The sequence below is a fragment of the Priestia sp. 53B2 genome, from assembly GCF_056099005.1.
Genome location: NZ_JBLZXA010000030.1, coordinates 280,596 through 292,963 on the forward strand (window position 1 = coordinate 280,596; position 12,368 = coordinate 292,963).

A 12,368-nucleotide genomic window follows, 5' to 3' on the forward strand; every position below is an offset into this window, starting at 1 on the left:
ACTTTTTTTATAAAAAAACAATTATTTTTCATAAAGCTCTAACAAGCGTTTGTGTATCCAAATAGCGGCTTGTAAACCTTCTCCCATCGCTACCGTAACTTGTTCAGAATGAGCCACAATGTCTCCTGCTGCCCACACGTTTGAAACATTTGTTTCTTTTGTACGCGGATTTACGACAATGTGCTGATTTTCTAGAAGTTCTGCTCCGAGCCCATGCGCTAATTCTGTTCGAACTTTATTTCCTCCGAACGCTAAAAAACCTCTTTCTCCATAGATAAATTCATTGTTTTCGAGGATGACTCCTTTTAACATTTCTGCTTCAGCTATGACTTTTTTTATTGCCGCTTCTTTATAGGTAATTCCCTTTTGCATCAAAGTATCTGCTAAAGGTCCAATCTGTTTTTTGTCGTGATTAATATACGTAATGTCATTTGTCCAATATGTTAACGTAAGAGATAAACTGGCTCCTGCTTTTCCCGACCCTAGTACTAATACCCTTCTATTATTTACTTCGTACCCGTCGCAATCGGGACATACATATACGGTTTTTCCCATACACGGATATAGCTCTTGCTGAAGTTCAGGCGGAATCCGGTCTACTACTCCCGTCGCAAACAGTAAAGTATCTGCTTCGTAGTTAGCAGAGTTTGTAATGACGTTAAACCCATCTATTTCTTTTTGACACTGAATGACACGATCTTCTGCAAATTGAATGCCGTAGCTTTTTGCTTGCTGCCTTCCCGTTTCTCTTAGAGTTTGCCCGCTTATTCCATCAGGCCATCCCAATATATTTTGATAATTTTTGCAAAGATTGGAACGTCCATCGTTTGAATCAATAACCAATACACTGCGCTTATATCTTCCAAGCTGAATAGCGGCTTGAAGTCCGGCAATTCCTCCACCTATAATGACGCAGTCATACTTATCTGCCACAGTACATCACCCCATCTTTTACTATTTTCTAAACAATAGCTTCAGTTTTTCATTATCTGTTTTTCCATTATTTTTATACGCTTTATTGCCTTTATTTTTTGAAGTCATTCTACATACAAAAAAACCGCCTCGGCAGCTGCCCTGCCTAGAGACGGTTTTTTATAAAATGAAAAAAGACGATATTACTCATTTTTCTTTCCTGCTTCTTTTTCATTAATTTTAGTAATCAGCTCTTCTTTATATACTTCACTATCTTTCCCGTAGCGTAGACGGCTATAACAGTCGGGACATAGTGCCGCAGCGTCCTTTGGCTTAGCGAGCCCGCTCTCTGAAAGCTTTGAAAGATAATACATTTGCAAAAACGCGCTTCCATCTTTTGCGATAAACGGCGCGCTTTCTCCGCAGGCTTCACAAATACCAGCTGCGCGTTTGTAAACATATTGTTTAAGCGCTGCCGTTTGCTCATAAACACTTGTCTTTTTTTGTTCTCCTAATGAGAGCTGGCGAAGCTGTTCAATTGAATGAGCTGAAAAATCTAACTTTGCTGCTTTTTCCTCAATCACAGGATTTCGTTCAAGTTCAAAAATAATGGCTTCACGAAGCTCTCCGTCTGAGTCCCACATAATTTCTAATTGGTGATTAATATACGTCACTTCATCAATAAACTCGACTACTCCCGGCTCCGCGTAGTGAAATAAGTAAACGGCTTTTCCTGATAAAAAATGTTCACGAAGCGCTTTATTGCCTTTAATGAGCTGCATCGATCCTCTTTGACCTTCTCCCGTATAGAAAAAAGAGGTTTTATCTCTATTCCATCCGTGTCCTGTTCCGTATTCACTTCCGCTTTCTTTTGTGAAAATAAAAATATATGGATGAGCTTTTGGCGTTGATATTTCGCTTTGTTCCTGTCCTTTATAAAGCTTATGAATTTGTTTTCTGCGATAACGATGTCCTTTTTGAAAGAAATCTTCGCGCTGTAAATCCGTAATCAATGAATTGCCTCCTACTGCGGTCCTGCTTTTATAGTACTTATAGCTCTACTATACACTAATTTTTGTTTTCTTTGCCGATCGTTTCTTCTGTCTATTGGATTTATATCATACAAAAAAAGCAGCTGTATGGGCAGCTGCTTTTTTGCTATAGTCAATTTTGCACCGTATAGTCTTCTCCTAGCCATTTTGTGCTGAGTTTTTTTAACGTACCGTCTTTTTTCAGCTTTTTAATCGCCTGATCGACTTCCGACTTTAACTTTTCGTCTTTTTTGTTAAACATGAAATACACTTTTGAATTAATCACGATATCTCCAACCGTTTTTTGCTGAAATTTCAGCGCTTGATTGCTAAAGTCGATGGAAAATGGGGTCGCGAGCGTAGCATCTGCCCGGCCTGTTTTTAATTGAGTTGTGGCATCATCCGCACCTTGACCGGCGTAAACTACATCGATTTTATTGCCGTGTTTTTGATTGTATTTGTCTAGATAAACAGCCGCATTGCTTGTAGCTCCTACAATCATTTTTTTACCTTCTAAATCTTTTAAGGAATGAATATCATTTCGATTTTTAGGAACCGTTACATAAAGCGGAGAATAATTATATGTTTCATCATTAAATAAAAACTTTTTCTTTCGCTCAGCGTTTTGAGCCATATTATGAGCAATCATATCAATTTTATTACTTTCTAAGCTGAGAAGCAGATTTGAAAATTCCATCGTTTTAAATTCAAATTTATAATCCTTTAACTCTTTGTCGATTGCTCTTACTACTTCTACATCATATCCGGTCAGTTTGCCTTTATCATCAATAAAGCAAATATTAGGAAACTGAGTGCCTGTTCCAACAACAATCGTTTGAACATCTTTTTCATTCTTTTCTCCTGCACTTGAAGATACGTTTGTTCCGCAGCCTGCCACGCTCACAGCTACTACAATTGAAAGTAAAAACAGACAATATTTTTTCATACGTTCCTCCCCTAAATCCCTATGTTTGTAATAAAAAGAGGCTCTTGATGAAGCAGCTACTTCATCAAGAGCCTCTGGTTAACCAGTCGGCTTACTTCGTGTAAGATTATTCACATCATAATACTAGTTAACCGATAAATCAAGTATGTTTTAAGAAAAAGATTATCTTGACAGCTTGGTGTCTACCGCTTAAGATACAACTAATAAAACAATAAAACTACATATCTACCAGTCAACTGGAGGCAAATGGACACGATAATGAGTGTACGTTTGCTTTTTTTTTTATTGTTGTCCACCATTTTATCTTTTGGAGGTAAAACGTATGAAATTTGCTTTATTTAGTCTTATTCAAAACATCCCAAACCCGGTTACTGGAGAAACGTTAACTGCTCAAGAAAAATTTCAGCATGTGTTAAATCAAGCAGTGCTGGCAGAAAAATTAGGTTTTGATGCTTACGGAGTCGGCGAAAGACACGGAGCTCCTTTTTTGTCTTCTTCTCCTCCCGTTGTTTTAAGTGCAATCGCTGCTAAAACGTCACACATTCGTCTCCTTACTACCGTTACCGTTCTAAGCATTTTAGATCCTGTACGAGTAGCTGAAGATTATGCAACGCTTGATCACCTGTCGGGTGGACGCCTTGAACTGATTATTGGAAAAGGCAATGACCCGCGTCATTATTCGCTTTTTGGCATTACAGAAGAAGAGCAATGGGAGTCTCTTGCTGAAAGATACGCTCTTTTGAAACAGCTATGGACAGAAGAAAATGTCACGTGGAGCGGCCGGTATCGTCCGCCTTTAACTAACGTTACGACTCAGCCTCGGCCCTTTCAGCCTTCTATTCGCGTTTGGCATGGAAGCGCGTCAAGCCCGCTGTCTACAGAACTGGCGGCTAAATATGGAGAGCCGCTATTTTCATCTAATTCCTTCCATCCTCAGGCTAAATATAAAGCGCTGATTGACCATTACCGCGAACGTTTCGCTTATTATGGGCATGATCCACGCAAGGCCATCGTCGGTTCGGGGGCGAGCAGCCTATATATTTCTGATACAGCGGAAGAAGCGATTCGCCGCTATCGCCCGTACTATAACGCCTTTAGCAATACGGAAGCTGCCAAGCATAATCAATCGCCGTTCACGTCACTAGAAGATGTCGTTCAACACGGTCCTGCTTTAGTAGGAAGCCCGGAGCAAATTATTGAAAAAATAATAGACTATCACCATGCTTATGGAAACGAAGTACTAAGCATCAGCGTAGACGGTCTAAGCGACGCAGAACAGCACGAACAGTTAGAGCGCTTTGCAAGTGATATTGCACCTGTTCTTCGAAAAGAAATTCCCAGCAGCATGTGGGAAAATAAAAAAAAGAAAACTCCTTTTTAACAGGAGTTTTCTTTTTTCTAAAAACAATTAGTTTACCAACTTTTAAACTAATAAACTACTCTGGTTAAGAAGCCTGGGTATCTGTATCGTAAATATTGGCTGTTACTTCACTTCTTTGACAAAGTAAGATGAGCAGCCAAATGCCTCCGATAACTGGAACAAAGTTAATTAAATACCACCAGCCGCTTCTTCCTGTATCATGCAGTCGGCGAACAGTAACTGCAAGTGAAGGCAGAATCATTGCTGCTCCATAAAGCAATATTAAAATAGATACAAGTAGAGCAATTGAATCAATAAAAACCAAGGTGTATAGAACGAGCGTAAAGATATAAGCAAATAATGTAAACATCCAATACTCTGTACGCGTTGCTCTTCCTCGAAACGTCGCGTAATTTTTTAACGCTTTTATATACCAGTACATGACAAACCCTCTCTTTATTTATTAAATTATCTAATCGTTTAAGTCCTACGCAACTTTATTAGGTACATCAAAACGATTTAGCTGCGACTCACTTCTTAGACAAAGAAGAATGAATAGACAAATAGCTCCGGCAATCGGAATAATACTAATGAGCTGCCACCACCCGCTTCTTCCTATGTCATGCAGTCGGCGTGCCGTCACAGCAAGAGATGGAATGAAGACTGCAACAAGATAAAGTATACGCAAAAACGGAGGCATACCTGTTATTAGTTCAATAGCTGAAAGCACACACCATATAATAAAATTAAATAAGACAAACATCCAATACTCTTTACGCGTCGCTCTTCCTTGAAACGTTGCATAATTTTTTAGTACATGTAAATACTATTTCATACAAAAACCTCCTTTTTTAAAACAAATTTTGTAAGACAAGCTTACTAGCAGTAATTACCTTAGCATACAAAAAATTAATTTCATATCCTATTTTTCGAAAAAATCCCAAATGTTAATATAGATATAGGAGAGAGATGGATAATATTTAGTAGTAAATACCCAATAAATTTAGATTAAAAACCATTTTATTTCTACAATTACTTTTAATTAATAAAATGTTCTTTTATAGAAAAAAACTGCCATGTTGATAAACACGGCAGGCTCTATCTTTACTTACGTGCGGTAAAAGTAAGGTCCACATGAGCTTTCATGGGTAATCACATAAGTCCACTTGAAATCTTCATCAACTACATATAAATCTTCTAAATACATGTTTGTATTTTCACTTAAATCAGCGCTTGTTAGATGCTTACATTTAGATAGCTGCAGCACCCGTTCGTCATGCTCAAACAACAAATAACAGTCGTTCTTTATTTGTTGTTCGAACTCTTGAATCGCTTGTTCTCCTTGTAAGCAAGGGAGCTTTTCATAGCTAAATGCATGCCATAAAAATTGATTCATATAAATTTTCTTTTTTTGCGATGCGCTTAAAGCACTTGCAAATTCATTTTCCCACCGCTTTCGAAAGAGTTCACCTTGATTGGGTAATTTTTTAACAAACATTCCTTTTTTCTTTAACGCATCTTTCATTTTCACTATGCTTTTCCATCCTTTATTCTGTATTCATTTCTTTTTATCGGCTTCTTAGCTTATTTGTCCACTAGTACCCGTGCGTTAGATTCCTTGCTTTTTGACTAAACTTATTTTATAAAACGCCGGCTTTAACGTACACAAAAACAATACAATCGTACTTAAAAGCATAATCAGACTTCCACCAATTACAGCTCCTTGAATTGAAACAATGTGTGCAGCCATGCCGCATAGGAAGGTCATCATAATAATTAGCAGTGACTCAAGCAGTCCATAGATACTTCCCACTCTCCCCATCATGTCAACGGGAATGCTGTTTTGATAAAAGGTTTGAAAACCAGCACTTGCAAAAGCTAACGCAAAGGATAAGCTAAAAAATCCTGTCCCGATGGTTTGAAAAGAAGACGAACAAGCATACAGCAAATAGCCAAGCGACACTCCTATACTGCCGGCGCCTATGAGAAAGTTCGTTGACAGCTTCTTAGCAAACAGTGTATTAATAACGGCACCAATCATAATGCCTGCACCTGCTACGCTCACTAAAAATCCGTACTCGCTTTCAGACAAGTTAATTACGTTTGTTGCAAACGAAACTTCAAGTGAATCAATTGCCGTAACCATGACCATTAAAAAACTGAATAACACATAAATCGTCATAATATATTTGTTCGTTTTACTAAAATGAAACACCGCTTTCCAGTCTTCGCGAATAGTGTTTACAGACAGTTTATTTTCTTTAGCTTTTGTTTTTATATCTAAGTTTGGAATTAATAAAGTAACCATACCTGATAACACAAGCGTTGCAGCATTGGCATAAATAGCAAAAGCAGGAGTTCCAATCATAAATAGCGCACCTGCTGCGGCTGGACCAAGAAGAAAGCCTCCTGATTCAATCAAACTGCGCAGAGAATTAAATCTTTTTCTCTTTTCATGTGGAATAAGCTTTGTGATATAGACCATCGATGCCGGACGAAACATCGAACTTGCCATACTGATGATAAACACCAGCGCATAAATGATAAGGATGGATGAAAAAAACGGAAGGCAAGCAATAACCCCCGCGCGCATCCAATCTAGAAACATCATAAGCTTCCGTTTGTTCATACGGTCAATTAAGCTTCCAGACCATACATTTGTACACAGCGCAGCAAGCGGTTTAATCATGTATAGCCCTGAAACTACAAGCGGCGAATTCGTCATATCAAGCATCAGTAAATTTAAGGAGATTAAATAAATCCATTCGCCAATATTGCTAGTGCCAATTCCAAACAGTAATAAAAACGGGTATTTCCAAGACAACAGCTTATTTTTCATAAAATAAAGGCCTCCGCTCCATTATTGATTTTTGTCAATAAAAAAATCCCACCCCCAAGACATCTGTCTTAGGGGCGAGATTATGAATCGCGGTGCCACCCTAGTTTGTTCATATGTCGCCATATAAACCTTATCGAGTACGGCTTTCGCTTATACTCTAGCTTTGTAACGGAAGCAGCCGTCGCACTATCACGTTAGATCCAATGCGCTGCTCAGAGGCTTGTTTCAACAGCGTTTCTCTTGCTCCTTTTCAGCTTCCGGAGCTCTCTGCTAAGAATACGCGCTGTCTACTTTTCTCTTCACGGCATTTAATTTCTAACATCTTACCATTATTATCTATTTTTTGTAAATAATTATTTTAAAATCATTTTTTGCGGCTGAGAAAAGAATAGTCGATATCCTAGATATACAAAATAAATGATGGAAGCTACCAGCACGATTCCCCACATATTGTACATATCCTTATTTCCCCATACGCCTGTTAGTGAAAACAGCGCTGGAATCGTTAACGTCACCCACGACTGTACAATCGCGACTTTCCCTACATATGCAGATACATCTTTTTTGCTCGTATTCAGCACGTAAAATAAAAACCATAAAAACGACCAAAGAATCCATGTAATGGCATTCACTACGTCATGATAGTGAACAAGAGAAACCGTAACGTACACTAAAGCGATAATGGATACCCAAAGTGAGTAATAGCCAAGTCCCGTTCCCTGCATTCCTTTTAATACCGTCACGCCTACATATAAATACGTAAGGCCAAATAAAAAAATCGCCGTGCTTTCATACAAAATCCAGTTGCTTTGATCTGACGTAATAATTAAATAAAACGGAACAATAACTTGAAATGCTCCAACAAATAAGTTAAACACACCTACATTTTTTTCATCTGCTTTTCCAAGCAGCATCAGTCCGTTTAAAAATAAAGCTGCACCTGACAGCAACAGTCCAATTTGATCCATTTTTCAGTAAGAAAAGCCCCCAGCTTTTCTTGTCCTCCTCTGTGTCGATGTTTTTCTTTAGGATGTGCGGAGTTGCGGTTTACATGTAAAAAAGAAAAAGCAATTCCTTTTAAAAAGGAAACTGCTTTTCTTTCTGTTTCTATTACACTTATAAAATAAAGCTGACAACAATTGCTGACAGTACGCTTACAAGCGTAGCTCCGTACAGTAAACGAAGACCAAAGCGCGCTACTGTATTTCCTTGCTTTTCGCTTAAGCCTTTAACAGCTCCTGACACGATTCCAATTGATGAGAAGTTAGCGAATGATACTAAGAATACGGATACAATTCCAAGCGTTTTAGCACTGAATGTTGAAGCCATATCCGACAGACTCATCATTGCCACAAATTCATTTGTTACAAGTTTTGTTGCCATAATTCCACCCGCTGCTACTACTTCTGAAGAAGGAACACCCATGATGAATGCAAACGGTGCAAACACATAGCCAAGCAGGTGCTGGAACGACAGACCAAACAACATTTCAAACACGTTATCAATCGCAGCCATCAGCGCAACGAAACCAATCAGCATCGCACCTACGATAATCGCTACTTTAAATCCATCCATAATATATTCGCCAAGCATTTCGAAGAACGTTTGCTTATGACCTGTTTGTACTTCTAAAATATCTTCTTGATCCGTTACTGTGTAAGGGTTAATGATAGAAGAAATAATAAATCCGCCAAATAAGTTAATCACAATTGCCGTTACTACGTATTTTGGTTCAATCATTGTCATATAAGCGCCGACAATTGACATTGAAACAGTTGACATAGCTGATGCACAAAGCGTATATAAACGGTTTGGCGGCAGTTTGTCTAATTGCTTTTTAACAGTAATAAATACTTCTGACTGACCTACAATCGCAGAAGCTACTGCGTTATAAGACTCTAATTTTCCCATTCCGTTAATCTTGCTGAGAACTAAACCAATCCATTTCATAATGAAAGGAAGAATTTTAAAGTGCTGTAAAATCCCAATCAAGACAGAGATAAAAACGATAGGAAGCAGCACGTTTAAGAAAAACGGCATTGATCCTTTATTCGCGATTCCGCCAAATACGAACTCTACGCCTTCATTTGCGTATGAAAGCAGCTTTCCAAAAACGCTGGCAATCGCATTGATAATAATCAAGCCAAACTTTGTATTAAGAAGTAAAGCTGATAAAAGAACTTGAATCACAACCATAATAACGATTGGTTTATATTTGATTTCTTTACGGTTATTACTTGCAAGATACGCTAATCCAAAGACAACGAGTAACCCTAAGATGCCGATTAAATATTTCATAGTATCCTCCACTGCTTACTTATTTTTGTAAGTCTTTTGATGAAAAATAGCCCGGTAAGATTTCGTTGATGTTGGTAATCACAAAATCTCCTTTTAGGTTTGCTAAGATAATTTGTGTATGATCATCACAGAACTCAGCTAATACTTGTCTGCATGCGCCGCAAGGAGAAATTGGTCCGTCCGTATCTCCTACAACTGCAATAGCTGAAAACTGCTTGTCCCCTTCTGAAACAGCTTTAAAAATAGCCGTTCGCTCAGCACAGTTCGTCAATCCATAGGAAGCGTTTTCAATATTGCATCCACGATAAATCTTCCCATCGGTTGTTAAAAGAGCTGCACCAACATGGAAATGAGAATATGGTACATGTGCTTGTTTACTTGCTGCGATTGCTTCATCTATTAATTGTTTTGGCTCCACAGTCATCATCCTTTGCTTAGTTTACAGCAGGTTAGTTAGTACTAACCTGCTGTCATTTATTAATAATCAGAGTTGCTTAATTGACCTTTTGCAATTGATACGCCAGAGCTTGCACCAATACGTGTTGCACCAGCTTCAATCATTGCTTTTGCATCTTCTAAGCCTCGAACTCCTCCAGAAGCTTTTACACCTACATCTGGTCCAACCGTTTTTCTCATAAGCGCTACATCTTCTACCGTTGCGCCTCCTGTTGAGAAGCCGGTTGATGTTTTAACAAAATCAGCTCCAGCTTTTACAGCTAGCTCAGAAACTTTTGCTTTTTCTTCGTCTGTTAAAAGAGCTGTTTCAATAATTACTTTTACTAGCGCTTTGCCTTTTGCAGCATCTACTACTGCTTGAATATCGCTTTGCACTAAGTCATAGTTTTTATCTTTTAACGCGCCGATGTTGATTACCATATCTACTTCATCTGCACCGTTTTCGATTGCATTTGTTGTTTCGAATGCTTTTACTGCTGAAGTAGTAGCTCCAAGAGGGAAACCGATTACCGTACATACTTTCACTTCTGGAGCATCTTTTAATAACTCAGCTGCTTTTTTTACCCACGTTGGATTTACACAAACCGAAGCGAATGAATATTCTTTTGCTTCTTGTGCTAAAACCGTAATTTGCTCTTCTGTTGCATCTGCTTTTAATAATGTATGATCAATAATACCCGTAATGTTGTGACTCATTTTGTTCTTCCTCTCTCTTTCTTAATGAATTTCTTTATAAATTAACGGTGGAGCTTCCACTTTTTCAGCGACCGTGCTGTAAGAATCATAAACGATATCCATTACTTCCTGTACATCTTCACTGTTGCTGTGAATTGTAACAAGAGAGTCGCCTTTTTTCACTTGGTCGCCAACTTTTTTATTTAGCATGATACCAACTGCTAAGTCGATTTCAGATTCTTTTGTTGCACGTCCTGCACCTAGCTTCATTGCTGCTACGCCGATTTTTTCTGCAACGATTTCTGAAATGTAGCCATCTTCTTTTGCTGGCACTTCAATTTTGTGCGCTGCATCCGGTAATTTAGACGGATCGTCTGCAACAGAAGCGTCTCCGCCTTGTGCGCTTAAGAACGTTTTGAACGATTCTAATGCTTTTCCGTTTTTAATCACCTCTTGAAGCATTGCACGCGCTTCATCTAAGCTGCTTGCTTTTTCAGCAAGTACAACCATGTGACTTCCTAATGTTAAGCAAAGCTCTGTTAAATCTTCAGGGCCTTCGCCTTTTAACGTGTCGATAGCTTCTTTTACTTCAAGCGCATTACCAACCGCAAAACCTAGAGGCTGGCTCATATCTGAAATGATTGCTTTTGTGTTTCGGCCTACGCCTTTTCCGATTTCAACCATTGCTTTTGCTAATTCTTCAGCGTCTTCAAGCTTTTTCATAAATGCGCCGTTCCCAGTTTTTACATCCAAGCAAATGGCATCTGCTCCAGCTGCAATTTTCTTACTCATAATTGAGCTTGCAATTAACGGAATCGAATCAACCGTTGCTGTTACATCACGAAGTGCATAAAGTTTTTTATCCGCCGGCGTTAAGTCTCCGCTTTGACCGATAACGGCAATTTTATTTGTATTTACTAAACGAATGAATTCTTCGTTTGTAATTTCAACGTGGAATCCAGGCACTGCTTCAAGTTTATCAATCGTACCGCCAGTGTGTCCTAAGCCGCGGCCAGACATTTTGGCAACCGGTACATCAACCGCAGCTACTAAAGGTCCTAATACAAGTGTTGTTGTATCACCTACGCCGCCTGTGCTGTGTTTGTCTACTTTAATACCTTCAATTTTTGATAAGTCGATTTGATCGCCTGATTCAACCATTGCTTGCGTTAAATTCACGCGTTCTTCCTGCGTCATTCCTTGAAAGTAAATTGCCATCGCAAATGCCGATAGCTGATAATCAGGTAAATCCCCTTTTGTATAACCTTCAATAATAAAATCAATTTCAGCTTTATTTAATTCATGTCCATTACGTTTCTTTTCAATTAAGTCAACCATTCTCATGACGTTTTCCCCCTAAAAGTATCTGCATATTGTGCATCCACTAAAACGTTTTCAACAACTTACACCCTTACTATATAATAGCTTTGAACAATTGTAAACAGATATATTTACATTTGTTCAAAAATATTTATAGCCGCTGTTTTAGTGAATAAAAAAAGACTTCCGCACTCGGAAGTCTTCCCTTATTTTTCAGCTTTTATCACAAATGACAACATGATTCGGTACTTATTCTTTACCTTTTTATAAGGAATTAATACATATGGCTGATCAGACGGGATAAATCGTTCAATCCCTTTTTGATTAGCATCAGGAGAAAAGTACATTCTTCCCCACCGTTTAATGATATAGCCTGTGGTTCCTTTTGCAATCACTCCGTCCTTTGAAACGTCTGTTTGAAAAGGATACCGGTTTCGCTGTGCCTGCAGAGATGACGCCGAATAAGATGCAATATCTTCTACTATTTCAATCCGATGAAGCTTTTGCTCTTGAAAAAACAGCGTCTTCATC

13 protein-coding genes, 1 pseudogene and 1 other annotated feature are annotated in these 12,368 nt (G+C 38.5%); of the genes and pseudogenes, 1 reads left to right on the top strand and 13 read right to left on the bottom strand.

From position 1 onward, the window contains the following. Positions 1-21: 21 nt before the first annotated feature. From ACN6NE_RS26060 to ACN6NE_RS26070, 3 genes are all read right to left on the bottom strand, one after another. Complete coding sequence (locus ACN6NE_RS26060; RefSeq protein WP_474328176.1) at positions 22-933, bottom strand: NAD(P)/FAD-dependent oxidoreductase; 912 nt, start codon at positions 931-933, stop codon at positions 22-24. A gap of 182 nt (positions 934-1,115) precedes the next feature. Then, positions 1,116-1,925 carry an SRA domain-containing endonuclease gene (locus tag ACN6NE_RS26065; RefSeq protein ID WP_129710167.1) on the bottom strand — a complete coding sequence of 270 codons (810 nt, stop codon included), beginning with the start codon at positions 1,923-1,925 and terminating at the stop codon, positions 1,116-1,118. Positions 1,926-2,076: 151 nt separating this feature from the next. Continuing rightward, positions 2,077-2,889 carry an amino acid ABC transporter substrate-binding protein gene (locus ACN6NE_RS26070; protein WP_474328179.1) on the bottom strand — a complete coding sequence of 271 codons (813 nt, stop codon included), beginning with the start codon at positions 2,887-2,889 and terminating at the stop codon, positions 2,077-2,079. Positions 2,890-3,211: 322 nt separating this feature from the next. On the opposite strand from ACN6NE_RS26070, the gene ACN6NE_RS26075 reads away from it, so the two are divergent. Beyond that, complete coding sequence (locus ACN6NE_RS26075) at positions 3,212-4,270, top strand: LLM class flavin-dependent oxidoreductase (protein ID WP_474328181.1); 1,059 nt, start codon at positions 3,212-3,214, stop codon at positions 4,268-4,270. Positions 4,271-4,334: 64 nt separating this feature from the next. Here ACN6NE_RS26075 and ACN6NE_RS26080 read toward each other — a convergent pair whose 3' ends face one another. From ACN6NE_RS26080 to ACN6NE_RS26125, 10 genes and pseudogenes are all read right to left on the bottom strand, one after another. Beyond that, positions 4,335-4,691 carry a DUF805 domain-containing protein gene (locus ACN6NE_RS26080; RefSeq protein ID WP_129710173.1) on the bottom strand — a complete coding sequence of 119 codons (357 nt, stop codon included), beginning with the start codon at positions 4,689-4,691 and terminating at the stop codon, positions 4,335-4,337. A 45-nt stretch (positions 4,692-4,736) separates the two neighbouring features. Continuing rightward, positions 4,737-5,075 (bottom strand): annotated as a pseudogene (locus ACN6NE_RS26085) (DUF805 domain-containing protein); the annotation flags it as partial. A 282-nt stretch (positions 5,076-5,357) separates the two neighbouring features. Next, positions 5,358-5,774, bottom strand: a complete 417-nt coding sequence (locus ACN6NE_RS26090) for a DUF4275 family protein (protein ID WP_474328513.1) — start codon at positions 5,772-5,774, stop codon at positions 5,358-5,360. Positions 5,775-5,858: 84 nt separating this feature from the next. Next, positions 5,859-7,088 carry an MFS transporter gene (locus ACN6NE_RS26095; protein WP_474328183.1) on the bottom strand — a complete coding sequence of 410 codons (1,230 nt, stop codon included), beginning with the start codon at positions 7,086-7,088 and terminating at the stop codon, positions 5,859-5,861. Between the two features lie 67 nt (positions 7,089-7,155). Then, positions 7,156-7,400, bottom strand: a binding site (T-box leader). Positions 7,401-7,441: 41 nt separating this feature from the next. After that, positions 7,442-8,056, bottom strand: coding sequence for an AmiS/UreI family transporter (locus ACN6NE_RS26100; RefSeq protein WP_474328184.1), 615 nt, complete (start codon positions 8,054-8,056; stop codon positions 7,442-7,444). Between the two features lie 148 nt (positions 8,057-8,204). Next, a complete protein-coding gene (locus tag ACN6NE_RS26105; protein ID WP_129710178.1) occupies positions 8,205-9,386 on the bottom strand; it encodes a NupC/NupG family nucleoside CNT transporter in 1,182 nt (393 codons plus the stop codon). 19 nt (positions 9,387-9,405) lie between these two features. Continuing rightward, positions 9,406-9,804: a cytidine deaminase gene (locus tag ACN6NE_RS26110; protein ID WP_013057475.1), complete on the bottom strand. Its 399-nt coding sequence runs from the start codon at positions 9,802-9,804 to the stop codon at positions 9,406-9,408. Between the two features lie 59 nt (positions 9,805-9,863). Further along, complete coding sequence (deoC, locus tag ACN6NE_RS26115; RefSeq protein ID WP_474328187.1) at positions 9,864-10,538, bottom strand: deoxyribose-phosphate aldolase; 675 nt, start codon at positions 10,536-10,538, stop codon at positions 9,864-9,866. A gap of 21 nt (positions 10,539-10,559) precedes the next feature. Further along, positions 10,560-11,861 carry a pyrimidine-nucleoside phosphorylase gene (locus ACN6NE_RS26120; RefSeq protein ID WP_474328189.1) on the bottom strand — a complete coding sequence of 434 codons (1,302 nt, stop codon included), beginning with the start codon at positions 11,859-11,861 and terminating at the stop codon, positions 10,560-10,562. A gap of 182 nt (positions 11,862-12,043) precedes the next feature. Continuing rightward, entirely contained in the window at positions 12,044-12,367 is a 324-nt protein-coding gene (locus ACN6NE_RS26125) for a hypothetical protein (protein ID WP_474328191.1), read from the bottom strand. Position 12,368: the final 1 nt, after the last annotated feature.